The 23,627-nt window shown below is 57.1% G+C and carries 17 protein-coding genes and 1 tRNA gene; 14 read left to right on the top strand and 4 right to left on the bottom strand.

All coding sequences use genetic code 11. The features are described from left to right. The first annotated feature begins 57 nt into the window (after positions 1 to 57). Positions 58 to 2,169 carry a molybdopterin-dependent oxidoreductase gene (locus OHL23_RS06665; protein WP_396127293.1) on the top strand — a complete coding sequence of 704 codons (2,112 nt, stop codon included), beginning with the start codon at positions 58 to 60 and terminating at the stop codon, positions 2,167 to 2,169. A gap of 136 nt (positions 2,170 to 2,305) precedes the next feature. Continuing rightward, entirely contained in the window at positions 2,306 to 4,267 is a 1,962-nt protein-coding gene (locus tag OHL23_RS06660) for an alpha-L-arabinofuranosidase C-terminal domain-containing protein (protein ID WP_263351007.1), read from the top strand. Between the two features lie 104 nt (positions 4,268 to 4,371). On the opposite strand, the gene dnaA is transcribed toward OHL23_RS06660, so the two are convergent. Further along, positions 4,372 to 5,832, bottom strand: a complete 1,461-nt coding sequence (dnaA, locus tag OHL23_RS06655; protein WP_263351006.1) for a chromosomal replication initiator protein DnaA — start codon at positions 5,830 to 5,832, stop codon at positions 4,372 to 4,374. 635 nt (positions 5,833 to 6,467) lie between these two features. Here dnaA and rpmH point away from each other — a divergent pair. The 5 genes from rpmH to OHL23_RS06630 all read left to right on the top strand — a co-directional run bounded on the left by rpmH (position 6,468) and on the right by OHL23_RS06630 (position 11,755). Next, on the top strand, positions 6,468 to 6,623 hold the full coding sequence (gene rpmH, locus OHL23_RS06650) for a 50S ribosomal protein L34 (protein ID WP_263351005.1): 156 nt from the start codon (positions 6,468 to 6,470) through the stop codon (positions 6,621 to 6,623). A gap of 110 nt (positions 6,624 to 6,733) precedes the next feature. Then, positions 6,734 to 7,234, top strand: coding sequence for a ribonuclease P protein component (rnpA, locus tag OHL23_RS06645; protein WP_263351004.1), 501 nt, complete (start codon positions 6,734 to 6,736; stop codon positions 7,232 to 7,234). Next, positions 7,231 to 7,569 (top strand): membrane protein insertion efficiency factor YidD, encoded by a 339-nt coding sequence (gene yidD, locus OHL23_RS06640; protein WP_263351003.1) that lies wholly within the window; start codon positions 7,231 to 7,233, stop codon positions 7,567 to 7,569. Before rnpA ends, yidD begins: the two co-directional genes overlap by 4 nt. 161 nt (positions 7,570 to 7,730) lie before the next feature. Then, positions 7,731 to 9,449 carry a membrane protein insertase YidC gene (yidC, locus tag OHL23_RS06635; RefSeq protein ID WP_263351002.1) on the top strand — a complete coding sequence of 573 codons (1,719 nt, stop codon included), beginning with the start codon at positions 7,731 to 7,733 and terminating at the stop codon, positions 9,447 to 9,449. A gap of 197 nt (positions 9,450 to 9,646) precedes the next feature. Further along, positions 9,647 to 11,755 (top strand): S46 family peptidase, encoded by a 2,109-nt coding sequence (locus tag OHL23_RS06630; RefSeq protein ID WP_263351001.1) that lies wholly within the window; start codon positions 9,647 to 9,649, stop codon positions 11,753 to 11,755. A gap of 21 nt (positions 11,756 to 11,776) precedes the next feature. Here the strand turns inward: OHL23_RS06630 and OHL23_RS06625 are convergent, their stop codons facing one another. Beyond that, complete coding sequence (locus OHL23_RS06625) at positions 11,777 to 12,886, bottom strand: LacI family DNA-binding transcriptional regulator (protein ID WP_263351000.1); 1,110 nt, start codon at positions 12,884 to 12,886, stop codon at positions 11,777 to 11,779. A gap of 383 nt (positions 12,887 to 13,269) precedes the next feature. Between OHL23_RS06625 and fdhF the strand changes: the two genes are divergently transcribed. From fdhF to tsaA, 6 genes are all read left to right on the top strand, one after another. Then, complete coding sequence (gene fdhF, locus OHL23_RS06620) at positions 13,270 to 16,275, top strand: formate dehydrogenase subunit alpha (protein WP_263350999.1); 3,006 nt, start codon at positions 13,270 to 13,272, stop codon at positions 16,273 to 16,275. 18 nt (positions 16,276 to 16,293) lie between these two features. Further along, positions 16,294 to 16,779 carry a DUF1641 domain-containing protein gene (locus OHL23_RS06615; RefSeq protein ID WP_263350998.1) on the top strand — a complete coding sequence of 162 codons (486 nt, stop codon included), beginning with the start codon at positions 16,294 to 16,296 and terminating at the stop codon, positions 16,777 to 16,779. A 50-nt stretch (positions 16,780 to 16,829) separates the two neighbouring features. Further along, positions 16,830 to 18,041 (top strand): L-lactate MFS transporter, encoded by a 1,212-nt coding sequence (locus OHL23_RS06610; protein WP_263350997.1) that lies wholly within the window; start codon positions 16,830 to 16,832, stop codon positions 18,039 to 18,041. Positions 18,042 to 18,184: 143 nt separating this feature from the next. Next, positions 18,185 to 18,274, top strand: a tRNA-Ser gene (locus OHL23_RS06605). A 49-nt stretch (positions 18,275 to 18,323) separates the two neighbouring features. After that, complete coding sequence (locus OHL23_RS06600) at positions 18,324 to 19,121, top strand: HugZ family pyridoxamine 5'-phosphate oxidase (RefSeq protein ID WP_263350996.1); 798 nt, start codon at positions 18,324 to 18,326, stop codon at positions 19,119 to 19,121. 26 nt (positions 19,122 to 19,147) lie between these two features. Beyond that, the gene (tsaA, locus tag OHL23_RS06595; protein ID WP_263350995.1) at positions 19,148 to 19,594 is read left to right on the top strand and encodes a tRNA (N6-threonylcarbamoyladenosine(37)-N6)-methyltransferase TrmO; all 447 of its coding nucleotides are present in this window, start codon (positions 19,148 to 19,150) and stop codon (positions 19,592 to 19,594) included. Between the two features lie 173 nt (positions 19,595 to 19,767). Here tsaA and OHL23_RS06590 read toward each other — a convergent pair whose 3' ends face one another. Together OHL23_RS06590 and OHL23_RS06585 are read right to left on the bottom strand one after the other, a co-directional pair. Further along, a complete protein-coding gene (locus OHL23_RS06590) occupies positions 19,768 to 20,730 on the bottom strand; it encodes an aldo/keto reductase (RefSeq protein ID WP_263350994.1) in 963 nt (320 codons plus the stop codon). A 93-nt stretch (positions 20,731 to 20,823) separates the two neighbouring features. Continuing rightward, a complete protein-coding gene (locus tag OHL23_RS06585; protein ID WP_263350993.1) occupies positions 20,824 to 21,648 on the bottom strand; it encodes a sigma-70 family RNA polymerase sigma factor in 825 nt (274 codons plus the stop codon). Between the two features lie 600 nt (positions 21,649 to 22,248). On the opposite strand from OHL23_RS06585, the gene OHL23_RS06580 reads away from it, so the two are divergent. Beyond that, positions 22,249 to 23,589, top strand: a complete 1,341-nt coding sequence (locus tag OHL23_RS06580; protein ID WP_263350992.1) for a sigma-54-dependent transcriptional regulator — start codon at positions 22,249 to 22,251, stop codon at positions 23,587 to 23,589. The last annotated feature ends 38 nt before the right edge of the window (positions 23,590 to 23,627 follow it).

The raw sequence follows: 23,627 nt of genomic DNA, 5'->3' as shown, positions 1-23,627 counted from the left end.
GAACCTTTCCGAATCGTACACACAGTCTGTTCGCACGACTGTCCCGATTCCTGCGCGGTGCTGGTTACGGTAGACGGCGAAGGCCGCGCCGTCAAGGTTCAGGGCGATCCGTCGCACCCGGTGACGCAGGGCTTTCTTTGCGGAAAGGTCGCCAAATATCTGGATCGCGTCTACTCTCCGCAGCGCATTTTGCACCCTTTGCGGCGCAGGGCCGGCGTTGCGAAAGGCCCGCTGAAAAAAGGTCACGAACTCGAGTCTTTCGAGCAGATTTCGTGGGATGAGGCGCTGGATGCAATCGCCGCGCGGCTGCAACAGGTGAGCGACCAATACGGGCCTGAATCGATCTTGCCTTACAGCTATGCGGGGACGATTGGCGTGCTGGGCTATGGCTCGATGGACCGGCGGTTCTTTCATCGGCTGGGAGCTTCGCAGCTTGACCGGACGATCTGTGCTGAGGCGGGCGGGCAGGCTTTCAAGCTGGTCTACGGCAAAAAGCTCGGCACGCCGAATGAGGATTTTCCGCACGCGAAGCTGATTATTGCTTGGGGCGCGAACATCCACGGGAACAACATTCATCTTTGGCCATTTGTCGAGCAGGCGCGGCGGAACGGCGCACGATTCATCGTCATCGATCCCTATCGCACGAGGACGGCAGGATTGGCCGACTGGCACATCGCCATCCGGCCCGGAACAGACGCTGCTCTGGCTCTGGGAATGATGCATGTCATTCTGCGCGATGGATTAGAAGACCGCGATTACATTCGCGAAATGACGCACGGTTTTGAGCAACTGGCCGAACGCGTCCGCAAGTACACGCCCGAGCGCGTCGCCGCGTGGACCGGCTTGACCGCGGTTGAGATCGAGCAACTTGCCCGCGAATACGGAACCACGAAGCCTGCTGTTCTCCGCATGAATTACGGCGTTCAGCGGTCACAGAATGGCGGGACAGCTGTTCGGGCTATTTCCATGCTGCCGGCGCTTACCGGAGCATGGAAACACGTGGGCGGGGGGGCGCAGCTCTCGATGTCAGGTGCGTTCAAGTTCGACAGCGCGGCCATTGAACGGCCAGATCTGATGCTGGCTTCACCGCTTGGCAGTCCAGCGCGGGTGGTGAATATGTCCCGTCTTGGCAATGCCCTTACGGAGTTGGGCGATGCTGCCGGGGATGGTCCGCGGGTTCATGCGATTTTTGTCTACAACTCCAACCCGGCTGCCGTTGCGCCGAATCAGAACGCGGTTCGCCGCGGATTCGAGCGGACGGATCTCTTCACCGTTGTCCATGAGCAATTCATGACGGACACGACGGATTACGCGGATTACGTTCTGCCGGCCACGACATTTCTGGAGCACACGGACATTCAAGGGGCCTACGGACACTACTTTGTGCAGCGGTCGCATCAGGCGATTGAGCCGCTGGGCGAGGCTCGCTCGAATGTCTGGCTGTTTTCGCAGCTGGCTCAGCGGATGGGTTTTCCGGAATCGTGCTTCCGCGACACGCCGGAGGAGATGATCCGCCAGGCGTTGAATGTGGGTGAGAACGGCCACTCTCGCAATCCGAATATGGAACACATCACGCCCGAACTGCTGGTTGAGCAGGGCCATATTCCGCTCTCGTTTGCGAATCGGGTTGGCGGGCATCACTTTCTGCCCTTCAGCAGCGCCAGGGACGGATTGCTGCCTACGCCGAGCGGAAAGATCGAGTTTTATTCGGAGGTTCTGGCCGCTGCCGGCCCTGAATCTGGAATTGATCCGCTGCCGGCGTTTATTCCGCCGATTGAGTCGCGGCTGGGGCCGGATGCGGGCCGGTTTCCGCTCGAGTTTTTGCCGCGCAAGGCGGACAACTACATGAACACCACATTCGCGAACCTGGATGGGCATCGCGGCATGGAGGCACGGACCAATCACCGGCTGGAGATTCACCCCTCCGATGCCAAGCCGCGTGGAATTGGGGACGGCGATCCGGTTCGGATCTGGAATGATCGGGGAACGCTGGAGCTGACCGCGCTGATTTCCGATCGCGTACCGGCTGGCGTAGTTGCGGGGCGGCTGGACTGGAACAAATTGAGCCCTGGCGGCCGGAACGTCAACGCGCTCACGAGCGAGCGGCTTACCGACATTGGCGCGGCTCCTACGTTTTACTCGACGCTGGTGGAAGTGGCCAGGGCGTGATCCAGAAACACTCCGGCAGGCTCTGATCGGGTTCCGGATTCGACTCCTTGCGAAAGTAGCTAGAAGCCTTGCCAAGTGCAGGTGTAACGGCTAAACTCGCTTTTCGAGTAAACCTTTACCCAAAGAGGCTCCTGAAATGTCTTTCATTCGAGTTTTGACGAATCTGCGCAAGCCTGCCGTTCGGATGTTGGTGGGTCTGTTCCTGGTTACTTCTTCCAGCGTGTTTGTATCCGGCCAGTCAACTGCCAAGCCGGCGGCGGTGCTAAGCGTGCAGGTCAACAAGACGCTGCATGGCGTGAGCCCAACGCTCTACGGGATGATGACGGAGGAGATCAATTACTCCTACGACGGGGGCCTTTACGCAGAGATGGTGCGCAACCGGACGCTGCGAGACCCGAACTGGAACCAGCAGGATTGGCTGGTGGTACAGAATGCAAGCGCCGGCGCAACGATGGAGAAAGACAAGACGACCGGGCCATCGGAGGCGCTCACCGACAGCATCAAGTTGACGGTGACTTCAGCTTCGCCTGAAGAGCCTGCCGGGCTGCGCAACCAGGGTTACTGGGGCTATCCGCTGCGGCCGGATATGACGTACAAGGGCTCGATGTATGCCAAGGCGGATTCTGCTGGCCCAGGTTCCGGGGTTGGCCCGCTGCACTGGAACCTGGTCAGCAACCGGACAGGCAAGAGCGTGGCCAGCGCCGAGATTGCGTCGATCGGGAGCGACTGGAAGCAGTATACGGTTACTCTGCATACGGGAAAGATCGAGGCATCGGAGGCCTACCACCTCGAACTCACCGTGACCAAACCGGGAACGGTCTGGATGACGCTGGTTTCTCTGTTTCCGCCGACATACAAGAATCGCGAGAACGGCAACCGGGTTGACCTGATGGAGATCCTCGCGGGTCTGCATCCGGCCTTTCTGCGCTTCCCTGGCGGCAACTACTTGGAAGGCGACCACATCAACGAGCGCTATGAGTGGAAGAAGACCATTGGGCCTCTGGTGGACCGGCCAACGCATCCGAGCCCGTGGAATTACCACTCGTCGGACGGCCTTGGACTGCTTGAGTTCATGGAGTGGTGCGAGGATCTGCATATGAACCTGGTGCTGGCCGTTTACGGCGGCTACTCCATGAAGCAGGAGCACGTGGAGCCGGGGCCAGCGCTCGAACCATACGTACAGGATGCGCTGGATGAGATCGAGTACGCGACCGGCGGGACCGATACGAAATGGGGCGCGGAGCGGGCCAAGGACGGGCATCCGGCGCCCTTCAAGCTGGCGTATGTCGAAGTCGGTAATGAGGATTGGTTCGACAAATCCGGCAGCTATGACGGACGATTCAAGCAGTTCCACGACGCGATCAAGGCGAAGTATCCCGATCAGCAGTTGATTGCCACCGCGCCGGTCAAGAGTGTCAAGCCGGACGTGCTCGACGACCACTTTTACCTGAGCGCGGAGAACTACTTCAACGATATTCACCACTACGACAAGTTCGATCGCAACGGCCCGAAGATCTTTATGGGAGAATATGCCACGATGGAAGGCTCACCGACCGCGGACTTTGGCGCGGCGCTGGGGGACGCAGCCTGGTTGACGGGAGTGGAGCGGAACAGCGACGTGGTGGTGATGTCGAGCTACGCGCCGCTGCTGGTGAATGTGCACAACGGCGGGATGCAGTGGCATCCGGACCTGATTGGGTATGACGGCCTGACCAGCTACGGCTCGCCGAGCTACTATGTGCTCTCGCTCTTTGCCGGGAATGTGGGCGATTCGGTTCCGGAATCGAGCCTGACGGGCGTCGGGCCGCGGGTTGCCTACTCCGTTACGAACCAGAAATCGACCGGGAAGGTCTTCCTGAAGATTGTGAATGGCGCGCCGACCTCGCAGGAACTGGAGATTGAACTGAAGGGCGTCGACAGCGTGACTGGTCCGGCGAAGCTGACGCGATTGCATGCGCTTTCGCCCGTGGACACCAACAGTATTACCGATCCGAAGCATATCGTTCCTGTGGAGAGCTCGATTCCGGTTACTGCAACTAACTTGAAGCATGTTATTCCCGGTTACTCCTTTGAATTGATCGAACTACATACCAAGTAACAAGAAAAATACCCCGAAAATAAGATGGCCGCCTCGAATAACTTCGGAGGCGGCCATCTTATTTTTCTGGTTACTGAAAGGACTAGGCTAAATTACCGGAGAGACTATCCGTTCAGTATCTCCTGAAGTTTGTTGATGGTACGGTTGAGATCCTTGTCGGTGCGGCGCAGCTCGTCAATTTTTCCGATGGAATGCATCACGGTAGTGTGGTGCTTTCCGCCGAACTGCCGTCCGATTTCAGGCAGGCTGGCCTCGGTAAGGTTCTTGGCCAGATACATGGCGATCTGGCGAGGCACGACCACAGCCCGCGAGTTGTTCTTCTGCTTGAGTTCGCTTACGCGCATGGCGAAGTTCTCGGCCACTGCTTTCTGAATTGCATCGATGGTGATCTTACGAACCTGCGTGTCGATGAACTGCTTGAGGCACTGCTGCGTGGACTGGAGGGTGATGTCCATGTTGTTCATCTGGCACCAGGCGATCAGGCGCACCAGAGCACCTTCCAGTTCGCGCACGTTAGTGCGTACGTTGGAAGCGATGAACATCGCCACATCCGTGGGAAGACTTGATTGTTCGCTCTCTGCCTTCTTCTGCAGGATGGCAACCTTGGTCTCAAGATCCGGCGGTTGAATGTCGGCGATGAGGCCCCACTCGAAACGGGAGCGCAAGCGATCTTCTATCTCCGCAAGCTCCTTGGGCGGGCGATCAGAGGCGATGACGATCTGCTTCATGCTCTCGTGCAGCGCGTTGAAGGTGTGGAAGAACTCCTCTTGCGTGCGCTCTTTTTGCGCAATGAATTGAATATCGTCAATGAGCAGAACATCCACGCCGCGGAAGCGATCGCGGAAGCTGGTCATGCGGTCGTTTCGCAGCGAATTGATCATCTCGTTGGTAAACTTTTCCGCGGAGACGTAGCATATGTTTGCAATAGGTTGACGTCGCTTTACCTCGTGGCCAATGGCGTGCATGAGGTGGGTTTTGCCCATACCGACGCCGCCGTAGAGGAAGAGGGGATTGTAGGCGCGGGATGGCCGTTCGGCCACGGCCAGCGAGGCCGCGCGCGCGAACTGGTTGCCGTTGCCGATGACGAAGTTGTCGAAGGTGTAACGAGCATTCAGCTGCGCCGCAGTGGACCAGTCGAAACGGCTCTGCTGCTCCAACGGCTGCGAGGAATAGGACCCGCGGCGACCGTGTTGAGGTGAATGATTCGCGTGGCCGCCGTTGTTCACAGGCGGAGCGCTCATAGCATGAGTCGGCACTGGCCCGAATCCGCCGTCCTTGCGAACCGGTGGCTGGGACGGATCCTCTTCCGCAGTGACGAAAGCTACGTCGTCCAGATCCAGCTTGAGCAGATCGATCGCCTCCTGGACGAGATCGCTGTACTTGTCGCCAATATGCTGAAACTCCTCCGTTGGAATGCGCACGTAAAGCGTGCGACCGGCGATGTGGCTGAATCGGGTGGGCTTGAGCCAGGTTTCAAAGGACTGGCGGTTCACCTTCTTCTCCAGGGCCGCCAGAATCTGCATCCAGGGGTTGATCGCCGTTGCTGGCGTAGTTGCGAATGACATCATGAATTCCTTACTTGACTGTGTACTAACCGAAGATTCCGGCCGCTGTTCCAAATTGATACATCCCTAAAAACAATGCTTCGCCCTCGGCGCGCAGCAGGTAACTGCGCGTCGGTTTGGATTACTTATCTGCCGAGAGACGGTCAGGCTGAATCGCCTGAAATTTGCATCGACTTCGTAGACAGAAACTCAGTTGAGCGGTGTGTTCGGAATCTTTGCTGAACGGGTCCGATACTAGCACAATTTGGTGCCTCTGCAACGTCTCATTCACATAACTCCGGGAATTGCACCAGCCTTGGTGAAACCAGCCCAAAGCCGACTTGGGCGCTCGCTGTGAGTCCACCAAAACCACCGATCTCGTTTCCATCTGCACTGCTATACCTATCCGTCGCAACCAAGGTAATTTTGGGTACGAATTCGGATTTTACACCCCGAGGGGCCACCGGAAAAGCACCGGACGTAACAGCTTTCCGTGGCGTCTTTCCGGTAATTGAGCGGGCCGGCGACTGGATTCCAAAACGGGTCTGCGCTATACTTGAGACTTGCCGTTCAGGCAGGAATTTCCGGTACACTGAACCGGTTGCACCTTTCGACCAGGCAAAATTTTTCTCAAGACGATTCAGGAGCGCATTCCCATGCCCAAGCGCACATTTCAGCCGAACCGCCGCAAGCGCGTCAAGACCCATGGCTTCCGAGCCCGCATGAAGACCAAGAGCGGAGCCGCCGTGCTCAGCCGCCGTCGCGCGCAAGGTCGCAAGCGCGTCGCTGTCAGCGCCGGATTCCGCGACTAGCACTGCCAGCCCTCGCCGCCTCGCCCAAAATTGCTTCTACGAGCGCTGAGGCGGCGGCAACTCCGATCAGGTTGCGGCGTAATAGCTGTATGAGCCTGCAATGACTGACCATGATCCAAGTTTCGCAATCTCCGCTCCCGAAGCCGCCTGCAGGACACAACGTGGTTGGCTCGAAGAACCCTGCCAATGTGCCAGATGCCAGGACGGGTGACGCGCGGCTGCGCAAACACGCTGATTATCAGCGAGTGTACAAGGCGACCCGGAAGCAGTTTTCGACTTCGATGACCTGGTTCCTGGCCGCGCGCGCTGAAGCGCAAGAATGCGTGGATGGGAGTCAAGGGCCGCGTGTCGGACTCACGGCCGGCAAGGTGCTGGGTAAGGCGCATGAACGGAATCGCATCAAGCGCCGGATGCGTGAGGTTGTTCGGCAGCACATTGCGGCGCTCCCGGATGGAGTGGATCTGATCCTGCATCCCCGGCGTTCGGTGATGACGATGGATTTTGTGAAACTGGATAGCGAGGTTTTGCGTATATTCCGTCAGGCTGCGGCACAGGTACGCGGAACGAAGACTCCGGAAAATAAGCAGCCGAATACACAGCTGAATCCATGACCAGGCGCATATTGCTCGCATTTCTTCGGCTCTACCGTTACTGGGCTTCTCCAGTACTTCATGCTCTGTTGCCAACCGGGTGCAAATTCCAGCCAACCTGCTCGCAATATGCCTCCGAGGCGATCGCTGTGCATGGAGCGCTGCGCGGTGGCGGGATGGCGCTTGGCAGGCTGCTGCGCTGCCATCCATTCAGCCGGGGAGGATTTGACCCGGTTCCGCTACTGGAAGCTGGCAGGGCGGTCTCTACGATTCCCGATCTGGACAAGTTGGATGATTTAGACCATTTAGACCATGGCCGCCTGGCGAACGCGGCCCTTCGCGAACCATTACCATAGAGGGGTGGCGCTTTTGATCAGGCGCGTCTCCGCAGCAGACAACAGCAATCAACGATAGGCCGTGAAACGACAGGCCGCACAACGATAGGACTGACCCATTGGCTGAACTTCGTAATCCGAACGCTCCAACACAGGGCCCGGGGGGTAGCGGTGGGGGCGATATGCGCTCCATGCTTGCCTTTACGGTGCTGGCGATTGTGGCGCTGCTTGCTTTTCAATATTTCAAACCCCAGACGCCCACGCCAACGCAGCAACAGCAATCTCAGGCGGCGAATCAGACGGCGCAGACTGCGGGCTCGCCTGCCTCCAGCGCGTCAGCGGTGACGGCGATGAGCGCTTCCCCGGCAGTCGTTGCCACCTCTGAGAGCCAGACGATTGTTGAGAATGAGCTGTATCGCATCACCTTCACCAATCGCGGTGCGCAGGTGAAGAGCTGGATTCTCAAGAAGTACAAGGATTCGCACGGGCGGCCGCTGGATATGGTCAATCAGAACGCGGCGGCGAGTTTCGGCTATCCGCTCTCGCTTTACACGTATGAGCCGGCTTTGACGGCAGAGTTGAATCAGGCGTTGTTTCAGCCTTCCGCTACTGGCGTCGTCGCCGCGCCCGCGGGAATTGTCTTCAAGTACGCCAATGGACCGCTGACGGTCACCAAAACCTTCACTTTCAACAACAGCTACGTGATCGATGCGCAGGTTTCGGTGATTCGATCTGGTTTGCCGGTGCGGGCGCTGGTGGCGTGGCCCAGCGGACTGGGCGACCAGGAGGAAGTGTCGCAGTACGCGGCGAGCAAGTTCGCCACTTCGATTGACGGCAAGCGGGACTCCGTGACAGCCAATAAGGTCAGCGGCAATGCGACGCTGGAGCAGTCGTATGACTATGCAGCGGCGATCGACCTGTACTTTGCTGCTGCGTTTCTGCCGTCTGTCCCTGCGCGGGCTACGGTCATTACTCTGCATAACGCCATCGATGCGCCGAAGGACGCCGCGCAGCCGAACGCAGAGAAGTTCAAGTCGCCGGTCCTTGGCGTCGCTGTTGGCGACACGAGCGGCGTGACGAATACGCGGCTCTTTGCCGGACCGCTGCAATTCGATGTTCTGGGCTCGATCCACACGACCAGCCCGGATGGCAAGACCGACGGAGAAGATCTGAAGCCGCTGATCCAGTTCGGCTTCCTCAAGGTCATCGCCGAGCCGCTCTTCCTGTTGCTGCGCTTTGTTTACCGGTACGTCGGGAACTGGGGCTGGGCGATTATTCTCGTCACCCTCTTCTTCAACCTGCTGATGCTGCCGACCCGGCTCATGATGATGAAGTCTTCGCTGAAAATGCAGCGCGTTCAGCCGAAGATGGAGGCGATCAAGAAGAAGTACGCGCATCTCAAGGCTACCGATCCGAAACGCGCTGAGATGAATGCGGAGACAATGCAGCTCTACAAGGAGGAAGGCATCAATATGTATGGCAGTTGCTTGCCGATCCTGGTGCAGATGCCGCTCTTCTTTGCTTACTATCGGGTGCTGGCCAACGTCATCGAGCTACGCCAGGCAAGCTGGGGGTGGCTGCCGAATCTGGCGATTGCCGATCCCTGGCATATTCTGCCTATTCTGATCATTGCCAGCATGTTCCTGGTGCAGTTTATTACGCCGTCGCCAGGGATGGACCCGGCGCAGAGGCGGATGATGGCCTTTATGATGCCAGCAATCTTTGGATTTTCGATGTGGGGATTTGCTTCCGGCCTCGCGCTCTACTGGGCCACGGGCAACCTGCTCAACCTGGGAATTCAGTTGGGAATCAATAACTCCGGCATGGGGCGAGAGTTACACGCGCTGGCGGCGAAACGCGCTGCAAAGACCGGCAACAAAACGATCCAGGGACGGCGCTGACGGCAATTGCCCCAATCACAGGACTGGACCCCGCTTCGAGCGAATCGAAGTGGGGTTTTCCTTTTGGGCGTCATTTGGAATTGGGTCAGTTTTGCGCTGAAAACAGATTTCAGCGATTCGGCGCCGGTTCAAATTACACTTGCTCAATCGAACTAGATTTCAGAGTGTTCGTGCAAGTTGAAGTTGAGGTGCCCTGAATGTTCACGCGATTTCTTTCCTTGCTCCAGCGGCAGGCAAAGCCGTTTCTTGCCCTTTCGCTGACTGTTGCGGTTGCGACTGTCACTCCGATTCTGCATGCAGAAGAGGGCATGTGGACCTTTGACAATCCTCCGCTAAAGCTGCTCAAGGAGAAATACAACTTCGTTCCCACGAAGGAGTGGCTGGACCATCTTCGGCTCTCAAGCGTGCGGCTGAACGATGGGGGATCGGGTTCGTTTGTGAGCGCGGACGGGCTGCTGCTCACGAACCATCATGTGGCGCGGGGCCAGCTCCAGAAGAACTCGACGGCCGAGCACGACTATATACGGAATGGATTTTACGCAACCACTCCGGATCAGGAGATGAAGTCGCCCGATCTTGAAGTGGATGTGCTCGAATCCATGGAGAACGTGACAGAGAAGGTGGATGCCTCGGGCAGGGGAATTGCGGAGGAGACAAAGGCGCTGAAGGCTCGCGACGCGGCGATTGCGGCTATCGAAAAAGAGAGCACCGACAAGACCGGGCTTCGCTCGGATGTAGTTGCGCTTTACAACGGCGGCGAGTATTGGCTGTATCGCTACAAGAAATACAACGATGTGCGGCTGGTCTTTGCGCCGGAGCAACAGGCGGCCTTCTTTGGCGGCGATCCGGATAACTTTACCTATCCGCGCTATGACCTGGACATGGCCATCTTCCGGGTGTATGAGAACGACAAACCGATCCACACAGACAACTTTCTGAAATGGAACGTAAAGGGCGCCGCGGATGGCGACCTGATCTTCATCTCCGGCCATCCCGGTTCGACGCAACGGCAGGATACCGTGGCTCAATTGAGCATGGAGCGCGAAGTAGTTGAGCCGGCCGCTATCGCCTATTTCAAACACCGCATTGAGGTCGCCCAGCAGTATGCCACACAGGGGCCGGAGCAGGCGCGCCAGGTTGCTACGCTTATCTTTGGACTGCAGAACGCCTTGAAAGCTTATGTCGGACGCGACGAGGCGTTAAATGATAAGGCCGTAACCGCAAAGAAACAGGCTGAGGAGACCGATTTTCGAAGCAGGATCGACGCGAATCCGGAATGGAAGCGCGAGTACGGGAATACGTGGGAGACGATCTCGGCAGCAGTCGGCAAGCAGCGGCCTCTCTTCCCCGGAAGCATCTACCGCCGCACGGACAGCACCCTTATGAGGCTGGCCTTGCAGATCGTGCAGTATGTGGCTGAGGTGAAGAAGCCGGACGGCGAGCGGCTGGCTGCTTTCCATGAGGCTGGCCTGGAGTCGCTGCGCTACCAGCTTCTGTCGCCCGCGCCGATTTATCCAGCTACGGAGAAGCTTTTCATGACCAGCGCGCTGACGCAGGGAACCGAGAAGCTGGGCAAGGATGACGCGTACATGCAGGCCGTGCTGCAGGGCGGCGACCCCGTGGCGGTTTCCAATGCATTAGTGGACGGGACGAAGCTTGCCGATCCGGCGGTTCGCAAAGCGCTTCTCGATGGCGGCGAGGCGGCCGTTGCTGCGTCCACCGATCCGATGATCGTAGTGGCCAGGCGGCTGGACCCGATTGTCCGGGAACGCAACCGCATGATCCACGATGAGATCGAAAGCGTCTTGACACCGGCTGAAGAGAAGCTGGGGAAGGCGCGCTTCCTGGCATACGGTAAGAATGCCTATCCCGACGCGACTTTTACGCTGCGGCTCAGCTATGGAACGGTCAAGGGCTACCCGATGAACGGCACGGTTGCTCCGCCGTTTACGACCTTCTATGGACTGTATGACCGCGCGACGAGCTTCAGCGACAAGGCTCCCTTTGACCTGGCCAAGCACTTTGCCGATGCTCAATCGAAGTTGAACCTGGCGACACCGATTGATTTTGTTTCGACGGGAGATATTATTGGCGGCAACTCCGGCTCGCCGGTGGTTGACCGCAATGGGGAACTGGTCGGGCTGATCTTCGATGGCAATATCGAATCGCTGGCCGGGGACTTTGTGTATGAGGGCGAGCGCAACCGCGCCGTTGCTGTGCACAGCGCGGGCATGATCGAAGCGCTGCGCAAGCTGTATGGGGCGGGCGAGCTGGCGGATGAGATCGAGGGCAAGCGGCAAGAGTAGCCTCCAGTTGCCAGCTTTTAGCTAGAGGCTGGAAGCTAACGGCTCACGAGCACGAGATTTCCTCGATCTGGAAGTCTTGGGTGGCAGGGTCGACTCGCGAATCACCAGTTCGGGAATTACTGGAACCATCTCAGGGTCGCTCCCCTGGGCGCGAATCCGACGCAAGAGAATCTTCGCGGCTGTGGTTCCCATGTTGCGCAATGGCTGTCGAACCGTAGTCAGGCTGGGATTTTGAAAGGCTGCGGCCTGAATGTCGTCAAAACCCACGACGGAGACGTCTTCCGGCACTCGCAACCGGTTCTCGCGCAGTGCCCGGATCGCTCCGATGGCGGCGATGTCGTTGTAGCAGACCAGGGCAGTGAATTGACCGTCCGGGTCCGCCGGATTTGTTCTTCGGTTCAGAAGCTCCATGGTTGGAACGTAGCCAAGCTCCGGCGTTGAGATTTTGAGCTCGAGTTGCACGAGCCACTCGGGCCGGATAGCCAGCTTCAGATCGCGCGCGGCCCGCATCAGGCATTCCCAGCGCTCGTCGGCGTCGGAACTATGGCTGCCGCCACGCATAAAGGCGATCTTGCGATGGCCGAGTTGGTGCAGGTGGGTCAGGATGAGTTGGGCCGCGCGCGTCTGGTCGAGTACGACGTTGGTCACTCCCGAAATCTTGCGATGGCCTGCGACAGCCACGACGGGAACCGGCAGTTCATGCTCCAGCGCGGTGTCGATGGCAATGAACCCCTCGACGGAGCGGGATAGAAGCAGGCGTGGATACTCCTCCAGGAGATCCTGCCGGCGTCGGTGGCTGGCGGTGAAATAAAAATAGCCTTCCTCCAGCAACACATCCTCGACGCCCTCGAGAACCTGAGCGGCGTAACCGTCACTGAGGTCGGGAACGAGCACGCCGACGGAGAATGTCTGCCCTTTGCGCAGGGAACGTGCGAAAAAGCTTGGCCTGTAATCAAAGAGCTTGGCGGCTTCGCGCACACGCTCGCGTGTTTCCTGGGGGATGGATCGTACGCCGGCGGCGTTGTTCAGGACCAGAGAGATCGTGGCCGGCGAGAGATTGAGGTACTCGCCCAGCGTTCGCAGACTGATGGTTTGACCCGGCAGGGGTCCGGAGGCTTTGCGCTTTGCCATGAACACTTTGTAGCACTTTCGGGCAGGTTCTGGCCTTGAATTCTCGCCGGTGCGCGCCACAGCCCCGACGCAAGCGTTCAACTAGTTTTATGGCAAACGGCAGGGATGGCTGCTTTGACCGAGCTTCTTTGCAATCTGGCGAGGTGGAACGCCCGTTCCCGACGACCTTTCGATGAGTCAGCGTAACTGTTTTCATCGGGCCAAATCGTGTTTGCGTCGCGTGTATCGGAGCTACCTCTTTTCTCGAACGTCGCTGCGCCGAATCGGAAGCTTGTGGCATCCAAATGCTTGGCAGACAAGCGGCTTTCGTGTCGCGAATCTGGCGAGTATTATTCCTTTTTTAGTGGCGCGAGGAATTCGTGCCCAGGAAGGTTCAATTAGCTATGTCCTCAGCTCCTACGATCCTGATCAACGGTAAGACCTGCAAAGTTAAGCCTGGCGAACTTTTGATTGAGGCGATCAATCGGGCCATTGCTGATTCGGGCGCTGCTCTGCCACAAGTCTGCTACCACCCCAGGCTTGGTCCCATTCAGACCTGCGATACCTGTATGGTCGAAATCGATGGAAAGCTCGCCCGGGCCTGCGGAACGACAGCGGCGGAAGGGATGCACGTCCTGACCGCATCGCCTCTGGCCGACGCGGCGCAACGTGAGGCGTTTGACCGCATTCTAGGCAATCATCTGCTCTACTGCACGGTCTGCGATAACAACAACGGCAACTGCACGGTTCATAACACGACAGCGCTGCTGGGAGTCGAGCATCAGACGATTCCATATAAGCCCAAGCCGTATGCAGTGGATATGTCGAATCCTTTCTATCGGTATGACCCGGATCAGTGCATCCTGTGCGGGCGTTGCGTAGAGGCCTGCCAGAATGTGCAGGTGAATGAGACGCTGTCGATTGGCTGGGAATTGGATCATCCACGAGTGCTGTGGGATGGAGGCGCGCCGATTGGAGAATCGAGTTGCGTCTCCTGCGGCCACTGCGTGACGGTGTGTCCGTGTAATGCGCTGATGGAGAAGCCCATGCTGCAACACGCGGGCTACTTTACGGGTCTGCCGAAGCAGGCGCTCAATAACATGATCGACGTGGTCAAGGGCATTGAGCCGGAGCTGGGATACGGGGCGATTCTCCAGGTTTCGGAGATTGAATCTGCGATGCGCGAAGACCGCATCAAGAAGACCAAAACGGTGTGCACTTACTGCGGCGTCGGTTGCAGCTTTGATATCTGGACGCAGGAGTCGAAGACCGAGCGGCACATTCTGAAGGTTGAGCCGGCGCATGGCGCCGCGAATGGGATTTCTACCTGTATCAAGGGCAAGTTCGGCTGGGAGTATGTGAACAGCCAGGAGCGGCTTACGAAACCCCTGATTCGCGAAGGAAACGAATTCCGCGAGGCTACGTGGGATGAGGTACTGACGCTGGTTGCGAGTAAGTTCACCGAGATAAAGACTACGTACGGTCCGGACGCGCTGTCTTTCATCTCTTCCTCGAAGTGTACGAATGAAGAAAGCTATCTGATGCAGAAGCTGGCGCGCGCGGTTGTCGGCACGAACAACATGGATAACTGCTCACGTTACTGCCAGGCTCCTGCAACGACGGGGCTCTTCCGCACGGTCGGCTACGGCGGCGATGCGGGATCGATCGAGGATATTGAAAAGGCCGGGCTGGTGCTCATCATCGGCAGCAACACCGCCGAGAGCCATCCGGTGCTCGCGACTCGTGTGAAGCGTTCGCACAAGCTGCGCGGGCAGAAGCTCATTGTTGCCGATCTGCGCGAGCATGAAATGGCGCGGCGCGCCGATGTGTTCCTGCATCCCAACCCTGGCACCGATCTGCTCTGGCTCTCTGCAATTACGCGCTACATTCTCGATAACGGACTGGCCAAGACTGAGTTCCTGAAGCAGTGGGTCAACGGTACAGACACTTATTGGAAGAGCCTCGATAGTTTCACGTTGGAGATGGCCAGCGAGCGCTGCGGTATTGCTGTCGAGACACTCAAGCAGGTGGCGCACATGATCGCCGAAGCCGATGGCGTTTGCGTGCTGTGGGCGATGGGAGTTACGCAGCACTCGATGGGGTCGGATACTTCGACGGCTATCTCGAACTTACTGCTTGCCACGGGGAATTATATGCGCCCTGGGGCGGGCGCGTATCCGCTGCGCGGGCATAACAATGTGCAGGGGGCCAGCGATCACGGCGCGATGCCGAATTACTTCCCCGGCTATCAGAAGGTTGACGATCCGGAGATTCGGGCCAAGTTCGAGAAGGCGTGGGGCGTACCATTGCCACCGAAGCCGGGCCTCGACAACCACTTGATGATCGATGCGATTCACGAAGGCAAGCTGAAGAGCATGTATCTCTTTGGCGAAGAGATGAGCCTGGTGGATTCGAATGCGAATTATGTCGCCGACGCATTAGCCAAGCTCGATTTCTTTGTCGTGCAGGAGATCTTCTTTTCGGAGACCTGCCGTTTTGCCGATGTTATTTTGCCGGCGAGCCCGAGCCTTGAAAAGGAAGGCACATTCACGAGCACGGAGCGGCGTATTCAGAGGCTCTATCAGGTTTTTGAGCCGCTCGGAGAGAGTCGCCCGGACTGGAAGATCATTCAGGAGATTGCCAACCGATTGGGAGCGAACTGGAACTACCAGCACCCATCTGAAATCTATGAAGAGATAGCTCCGCTAACCCCGCTGATGGCGGGCGTGACTTATGAGCGGCTGGAAGGATATAAGACGCTACAATGGCCGGTGGCAGCGGATGGCAGCGATCAGCCTTTGCTTTACACAAAGGAGTTTGCATTCCCGGACGGCAAGGCGCGCTTTTATCCCGTTGCATGGTCGGAGCCTACAGATCAGCCTGACGAAGAGTATGATCTGCATCTCAATAACGGGCGTCTTCTGGAGCACTTCCACGAAGGAAATATGACTTATCGCACGGAGGGCATTCGCGAGAAGACGCCTTGTGCCTTTGTTGAGGTCTCGCCGTCTCTCGCGGGCGAACGGGGAATTCAATCGGGTAGCTGGGTACAGCTTACATCACGTTATGGGAAAGTGCGCGTACAGACGCTCGTCACAGATCGAGTTCATGACCACGAACTGTATATGCCGATGAACTCCATGGACGACATGGATGAGGCCGTGAATCGTCTCACCAGCAGCCACACCGATACCGCTACGCACACACCGGCATACAAGGAAACATCCGTACACATGAAGGTGCTGGCTTCGACAACTGCGGCCCCCGCAAAGAGTCCGCTGCCAAAGACGAATTCGCGCTTCGGCCATCCGACGCCACAGCGTGGTGTTGAGGTGGAGCGCAAGTGGAAGCGCGCGGATTACCGGATGCCGGGGCAGGAACTGGTACAGATCAAGACAGCGGGAAACTAAGCAAGGAGAGGAATAGCTATGGCTCAACCGATTGCACTCAAGATACCTCCTCGCGATCCTAAACAGGAGTTGCTTACGCGCCTGGAACAGGCCCCGGCTGAATATGCCGCGGCGCTGCTGGATAGCTACGAGTTATTACAGCAGTTACACGAGCACGGCGTATTCACGACAGTACGCGGAGCTCTCGAGGCATCGGACAAGCTCGTCGAGGCGGCTTCGGCTGGGGCGAATTCGCCGGAGGCGATCCGTATCATGCGGAACGGGATCATTCTGGCCAAGATGCTGGGTTCGATTGATCCCGAAGTCTTACATGGCACGTGCGAAGCGATCAGCCAGACCTTTGGCAACGCAAAGTCCGTTGCGTATGAGCCGCCCAGTCTTTTTGCGCTTTTTACAGCCCTCGCGAGCAGGGATTTGCGTCGAGGCATGGCACTTATCAGCACATTACTGAAGAATCTCGCTTACCAGTTAAAGATACGAACGCAATCAAACCGAAACCATTAAGACTCCCGAAGTATTTGCCTGGCATCAAAAGCATCAAAGGAGTAATTTACTTGCAAAGCTCAAATCGCTGGGGCATCGCAGCCGCCGGCATCTTGCTGCAGATGGCGTTAGGAGCTGTCTACGCCTGGAGCGTCTTTCAGAAAGCTCTCACTCGTCAATTTCACTGGTCCGCGTCGGACGTCACTCTCACCTTTACCATCTGCATTTCGGTGCTCGGTATCTCTTCTTTCTTTGGCGGTCTGTGGAATAACCGCGTCGGCCCGCGCACTGTGGCGCTTACCGGCGGGTTTCTATATGGCCTCGGCGTTTTCCTGGCAAGCTTTTCCGCGGACAGACTATGGTGGCTTTACATCAGCTATGGTGTCATTGGCGGCATCGGACTTGGCTTCAGCTACATTGTCCCGGTTGCCGTTCTGGTGAAGTGGTTCCCTGATCGCCGTGGACTTATTACTGGAATCGCCGTCGGCGGATTCGGGGCTGGAGCGCTGGTCACTGCCCCACTGGCTAATCGGCTGATTCAAAGCATTGGCATCATGCAAACTTTTGCGTGGCTCGGAATCGGATTCCTGGTGATCACCATGGCCACAGGCTTCGTTATGCAGAACCCGCCGGCGGGTTGGAAGCCTGCTGGCTGGAAACCCTCAGCCAGTCAGGCCTCCCAGCGCGCTAAATCAGACTATACCCTGGGCGGCGCGCTCAAGACCTGGCAATGGTGGGCGCTTTGGCTTCTTCTCTTCCTGAACAGTTGCGCCGGCATCTCAATCATTTCGCAGGAAGCACCGATCTTTCAGGAACTTACAAAGGCATCTGCGGCAGTCGCCGCCGGAATGGTCGGGATCGTCGCCATCGGTAATGCTTTCGGGCGTGTTTTCTGGGCCTGGGTCTCGGACGCCATCACTCGCAGATGGACCTTCGTGGTCATGTTCGTCCTGCAGGTGGCGCTCTTCTGGCTTCTTCCCAGTCTTACTTCCGTGGCCATCGTGACCGCAATTTCGTTCGTGATTCTGATGTGCTACGGAGGCGGTTTTGGAACGATGCCCGCGTTTGCGGCAGACTATTTCGGCTCCAAGAACGTAGGGCCCATCTACGGGTTGATGCTCACGGCGTGGGGCGCTGCGAGCGCCTTCGGTCCTTTGCTGATAGCCAATCTTCGTCAGGCGTCGGGATCCTACGGCGGAGGGTTGCACGTTATTGGTGGAATTATGGCTGTCTCTACGCTCTTTCCGCTCTTTGTTTCCCCTCCAAAAGCTCGCGCTCAATGAGTTGGACCACTCTGCCCTGCCTCAAGGCCTGCTTAAGCGATCCAATAGCGCTGCGGCACACACGATAGGCCTCACGACCCCGGTTCCGGCTCAATGCAAGAACGGAACCGGGGTACAATGATCTAAGGTTTAGATTCCCGATCGGAGGGATGGGTGAGCGGTTTATACCGGCGGTCTTGAAAACCGTTGTGCCTGAAAAGGTACCGGGGGTTCGAATCCCTCTCCCTCCGCCACTCGTCCTATCGCCAACCCGTTGCAATGGGAGAAGCGAGTGGAACGCTAATGGTGCCAAATGAATCCACAACCCGCCAGCACGCACATACCGGGCCAGTAGCGCCGCAACTACCGGAACCGACCCACGCCGAGCGCGTCCAGACCCTCCTGTCACTCGTGCCGACCGGAACGCTGTCTACTCTCTCCCGGAAGCATCCGGGGTTTCCATTCGGCTCATTGATGCCCTTCGCGCTGGACTCTGCAGGCCGGCCCATCTTCCTCATCAGCAACATGGCGATGCATACGCAGAATTTGAAGGAAGATCCGCGCTGCAGCCTCTTCGTCGGCGAACCGAGTTCAGATGGAGACGCACTTGGGGCCGCGCGAGCCACTCTGCTGGGGCATGCCGAACCGGTGTCAGAAGAGGAGCTCGCTTCTGTTCGGGAGCAGTATCTCACTCGCCATGAAAACAGCCGCTACTGGATTGACTTTTCCGACTTCAACTTCTTCCGCCTTGAACCTGTTGATTTGTATTACGTCGGTGGATTTGGCGTAATGGGCTGGGTTGACTCCCAGGACTATGAACGCGCAGCTCCAGACCCGCTTGCCCAGACCGCGCCCGGCATCCTCACTCACATGAACGCGGATCATGTGGATGCGATGATCCTGCTGGCCCGGTCATACGCAGGGATCGAAGCGACCGAAGCAGCGATGACTTCGGTTGATCGCCTGGGGTTTTCATTGAGATTGAAAACTAATGGCGGGATAAAAGGCGCTCGCATCAGCTTTCTTCGCGAAGTTGCTACCCCGCAGGACACTCGCGCCGTGCTGGTCGAGATGGTCCGGCAAGCTAAGGCGGGAAGCTGATCCGCACATAACAGGACGAGAAAGCTATGTTTACACCACGGCCGATTGGCTTCGTGAGCAGCCCTTACACGGATAAAGCGGCAATTCCCAAGGGCCTTGGCGCCAGGCACGAGGCAGAGGACGTGCTCAAAATTCTTCCTGAGTTCGAAGTTGGGCTTACAAACATCGAGGGGTTCTCGCATCTGATGGTACTCTGGGTCTTCGACCGCTCTGGCGGCTTCGACCTGATCGGCAAACCGCCCGCCGACGACCGGCCGCACGGTGTATTTGCAACTCGCTCACCGCGCCGGCCGAATCCAATCGGCCTCACTGTAGTTGAGCTGCTACGCCGAGAGGGCGAATCGCTCCACGTTCTGGGTGTAGACATGCTCGATGGAACTCCGATTCTCGATATCAAACCCTATCTGTCCAGCATTCCGTTGGAAAAACTTCGTCGCGGATGGCTGGCGGAAGCTGAAGCTCGAAATGAGTAACTCTCTTGCCTGAGGCTCGCAAAGGACTGACTTCGAATCTCTGTCCTCGGTTGATTGCTTTTTCTATCGCGATTTGTCAGGAAATCAAATCGGTCCGACTACCCGCATCGTTCGCGGGGGATCGGACACGGTCTGAGATGACGTTTCGTCTTTAGGCCTTTTGCCGCTCGAGCTTATGCGAGAGACTTTTGCATGCTGGCTTCGTTCAACTTCTGAATCGATGGAGCATCCAGTTTCAGCTTTGTGGCTTCGACCAGATCTGCAAATTGCTTCTCGCTGGTTGCGCTGGCAATCGGCGCGGTAATGCCGGGCTGAGCGAGGAGCCACGCGAGGGCTACACGCGCGGGAGTCGATCCGTGGGCGTTTGCCACTTCATCAAGTGCTGCAACGACTCCGAATCCCCAGTCGTTGAGGTACTTTTGCACCATCGCTCCGCGCGCGGCCTGCTCCGTGTCCTGCTTGCTGCGGTACTTGCCGGTGAGAAAGCCAGCGGCGAGCGAGAAGTAGGGAATCACACCTACCTGGTACTTCTCCACTACTGGCAGCAGATCGGATTCGTAGGACTCACGCTCGACAAGGTTGTAATGCGGCTGCAAGGAGACGTACTTCGCGAAGCCATGCTTACTGCTTATTTCCAATGCCTCTGTCAATCGCGCACCGCTGTAGTTCGAGGCGCCGATGTATCGTACTTTGCCTTGCTTGATCAATTCATCGAAGGCCGCAAGCGTCTCTTCGAGAGGAGTCTCGGCGTCGTCTTTGTGTGCCTGATACAGGTCGATGTAGTCGGTCTGGAGGCGCTGCAGCGAATCCTCAACCGCCTGCCGGATGTATGCCGGCTTAAGCCCCTTTTTGCCCTCGCCCATTTCCATCCCGACCTTGGTCGCCAGGATTACATCTTTGCGCTTGCCGGTCTTCGCGAACCACTTACCGATGATCGTTTCCGACTGGCCGCCGATGTTACCGTGCGCCCATCGCGAATAGACATCTGCAGTGTCGACAAAGTTCAGCCCGGCGTCAAGCGCTATGTCCAGCTGCCGAAAAGTTTCCGCCTCGGGTAATGTCCACCCGTAGACGTTTGCACCCAGACAAATTACCGGCACATCAGGCCCGGCAGATCCCAGTTTTCGTTTCTCCATCAACGAATCTCCTCTTTGTATTAGAAGGTGTAGATTCGCTGAAAGTCTCACTTGGTCTCCGTGGGCCAACGCACAAACACGATCCCGCAACGATTACGCTGCGGGACCCAGTTTCATCACAGGCTGCAGCGATTTCGAGATTGTCTTCCGGACGAGTTTGAGGCCCTTATTACCACTTCTTGCTAGATCTGAAAGTGCTGAGCGCAGGTGAAGAACGGCCGAGTTGCGAATCTGCTGCACTCTGGCTTCCGTCATCCCCAGCGCCTCGCTGACTTGGCGACGTGTCAACTCTTCGTAGTAGAAAAGGGTCACAACCAACCGCTCATTTTCGGAAAGATTCTCTATCGCTCCTGCAATGCGGTCGGTGACCTCTCCTCGGAGGCAGCGAAAGAGCGGGTCATCGCCCGGCGCGCCTGGTATTGAGATCATCACTTCATCCCCCGAGTCTTCATCAGGCGTCCGGTGAATTGTCCCGACCTCGAGGCTGTGCAGTTCTCCCAACAGATGCTGGTAAGTTTCGAGGCTGATTTTGAGTTCAGCGGCGACTTCTTCTTCAGATGGCGCCCGGTTAAGGCGGGAAGTCAGCTTCCCGACCGCCTCCTGGATTGCCCGCCCTTTGGACCGCAGATTCCTGGGAGCCCAATCGACGCTGCGCAAACTATCCAGAATGGCGCCTCGGACGCGAAACTGGGCAAAAGTCGAAAACTGGACGTTTTTCCCGGGATTGAATTTGGCATAGGCTTCCCACAGGCCAACCAAACCCGCGGCATAGAGGTCATCGATTTCGACATTGGAAGGAAGCCGTCTATGGATTTTTTTCGCCTGAAATCGCACCATTGGCAAATAGTCAATCAGGGCCACTTTCTGCTTCGAAACGGGGCCAGGCAGTACTGCATGTGTCGTTGTCCGGGTTCGCATAAGATCCTCTCTTCGTCAGTCCCTATATTTGGGTGAGTCTGAAAATATCCAACTTCTGACGTGTCCTGCCGGTCCTGTTCTATGGCAACTTGAACTATGTGGAGGTCACGTTGCTGTACCTATTGCATCTATGGGGCCATTTTGGGAATTGGCCCTGTTGATTTTTATTGCGTTGATTTAATGGCAGTTATGCCCATCATCCGCAAACGAAGTGCGGAAGATCGTTAGGTTGTCTGTCTATAATCCAGACGAATTCCCGTAATTGTCTATATTCTGGATTTTGTTCAGAAGACGACATCATGGCCTCGGCTTTCGGAGAGTTCAAGATCACCCCCATCGCTCATGCAGAAGCGAAAGTTTCTGTGAATTAACGGCATATTTCGAAAGAGATGTTTTCACGGGAATGTTCGTTGTTGGATTCGGGCTATGGAGCATGTTTTGTATCACTGGAGGATCGTCGGATTGAGGAGCCCTGCGCGCTCACCTTTCTACCGAGACCGTTTAGATATTGAGACTTGCTATGTAGCTCTCATTGAATCGTTCTAGATCATCCGGGCTCCCAAGGAAAAAGAATGAAATCGTAAGCGGGATGAGTGTGAGATGGGAAACAAGATTCTGGTTGTCGATGACAATGATTTGATGCTGGATTTGCTTTCCGACAGACTTGGCGTCGAAGGATTCGAAGTCATCACGGCGGATAGCCTTTCCCAGTCCTTGTTAGAGATTCAGAAATCGACCCCTAACGTCATTCTGACGGATTATCAGTTAGGGGACGGCACAGCATTCGAATTACTGGCATGGCTCAAGGCCCGCGACGTACGTGTTCCAGTCATTGTGCTTACCGGTGAAGCGACTTTTGACCTGGCGGTTCAGGCTGTCAAGAACGGGGCCGAACAATTCATCCCGAAGCCCGTCGACTTCGGTTTTCTGACTAAGATGCTGCGCCATACATTGGAGCATTCCAGATTCCAGCTAAAGGATGCCGTTAGCAAACTGGAGCAATCGCGCCATGCCCGAGACCCTTTCATTGGCAACAGTCCGGCCATCCTGGAGTTAAGGAAGATGGCGAAGCGGGCGTCGGAGGCGAGCGTCACCGTGCTGATTCAGGGTGAGACAGGCACGGGAAAGGGAGTGCTGGCGCGCTGGCTGCACAAAATGGGTTCGCGTTCCAATGAAGCTTTTGTGGATCTGAACTGCGCGGCGCTCTCCCGTGAGTTATTTGAATCGGAGCTATTCGGTCACCAAAAAGGAGCCTTCACCGGCGCGGTCAGCAATAAGGTCGGATTTCTGGAAGCGGCCAATCATGGCACGTTATTCCTGGATGAGATTGGCGACATGGATCCGCAGGTTCAGCCTAAGATCCTTAAGGTCGTCGAGGAGCGGCGTTTCTACAGACTGGGAGATGTGCTGGAGCGCAAAACCGACGTACAGATCCTTGCGGCGAGCCATCGCGATCTGAAGAAACTGGCGGCGGAAGGCACCTTTCGCAGCGACCTGTATTTCCGCATTAACACCTTCCCTCTGCGCATACCTCCGCTGCGCGAACGCCCGGAAGATCTTCCATTGATCACGGACAGGCTTTTGGCGCAACTTGGAAGCGACATGAACCACGGCCCACTTCGGATCTCTGACAACGCCAGAATGGCACTACAGCGATACTCCTGGCCTGGAAACATTCGCGAGTTACGCAATGTGCTTGAACGCGCCGCATTGCTTTCCGATGACGGCGTCATCGACAAGGCTGGACTTGAGTTCGAAGCTCCGTTGCGCCAGGACTTCACCGAAAATGCTACAAATGGAACTCTTACCCTGAAGGAAATGGAAAAACGGCATATTCTCCAGGCTCTTGAAGCGGAGGGGGGGAATGTTGTCCGTGCTGCACAACGTCTGGGAATGCCCAGAAGCTCCCTGTATGCCAAGATCCAGGAACATGGTGTCTAAGTATGATTTTTGGCGCACTCAGACAGCATGTTATGGTC

The sequence above is a fragment of the Acidicapsa acidisoli genome (genome assembly GCF_025685625.1).
Taxonomy (GTDB): Bacteria; Acidobacteriota; Terriglobia; order Terriglobales; family Acidobacteriaceae; genus Acidicapsa; species Acidicapsa acidisoli.
This window is presented reverse-complemented; position numbering and strand designations above follow the sequence as displayed.

What these genes read in the sequence shown, in the direction of transcription:
- OHL23_RS06660 (WP_263351007.1), top strand. Translation starts at nt 2,306, where the DNA reads ATGTCTTTCATTCGAGTTTTGACGAATCTGCGCAAGCCTGCCGTTCGG.
- dnaA (WP_263351006.1), bottom strand. Translation starts at nt 5,832, where the DNA reads ATGTCATTCGCAACTACGCCAGCAACGGCGATCAACCCCTGGATGCAG.
- rpmH (WP_263351005.1), top strand. Translation starts at nt 6,468, where the DNA reads ATGCCCAAGCGCACATTTCAGCCGAACCGCCGCAAGCGCGTCAAGACC.
- rnpA (WP_263351004.1), top strand. Translation starts at nt 6,734, where the DNA reads ATGATCCAAGTTTCGCAATCTCCGCTCCCGAAGCCGCCTGCAGGACAC.
- yidD (WP_263351003.1), top strand. Translation starts at nt 7,231, where the DNA reads ATGACCAGGCGCATATTGCTCGCATTTCTTCGGCTCTACCGTTACTGG.
- yidC (WP_263351002.1), top strand. Translation starts at nt 7,731, where the DNA reads ATGCGCTCCATGCTTGCCTTTACGGTGCTGGCGATTGTGGCGCTGCTT.
- OHL23_RS06630 (WP_263351001.1), top strand. Translation starts at nt 9,647, where the DNA reads ATGTTCACGCGATTTCTTTCCTTGCTCCAGCGGCAGGCAAAGCCGTTT.
- OHL23_RS06625 (WP_263351000.1), bottom strand. Translation starts at nt 12,886, where the DNA reads ATGGCAAAGCGCAAAGCCTCCGGACCCCTGCCGGGTCAAACCATCAGT.
- fdhF (WP_263350999.1), top strand. Translation starts at nt 13,270, where the DNA reads ATGTCCTCAGCTCCTACGATCCTGATCAACGGTAAGACCTGCAAAGTT.
- OHL23_RS06615 (WP_263350998.1), top strand. Translation starts at nt 16,294, where the DNA reads ATGGCTCAACCGATTGCACTCAAGATACCTCCTCGCGATCCTAAACAG.
- OHL23_RS06600 (WP_263350996.1), top strand. Translation starts at nt 18,324, where the DNA reads ATGGTGCCAAATGAATCCACAACCCGCCAGCACGCACATACCGGGCCA.
- tsaA (WP_263350995.1), top strand. Translation starts at nt 19,148, where the DNA reads ATGTTTACACCACGGCCGATTGGCTTCGTGAGCAGCCCTTACACGGAT.
- OHL23_RS06590 (WP_263350994.1), bottom strand. Translation starts at nt 20,730, where the DNA reads ATGGAGAAACGAAAACTGGGATCTGCCGGGCCTGATGTGCCGGTAATT.
- OHL23_RS06585 (WP_263350993.1), bottom strand. Translation starts at nt 21,648, where the DNA reads ATGCGAACCCGGACAACGACACATGCAGTACTGCCTGGCCCCGTTTCG.
- OHL23_RS06580 (WP_263350992.1), top strand. Translation starts at nt 22,249, where the DNA reads ATGGGAAACAAGATTCTGGTTGTCGATGACAATGATTTGATGCTGGAT.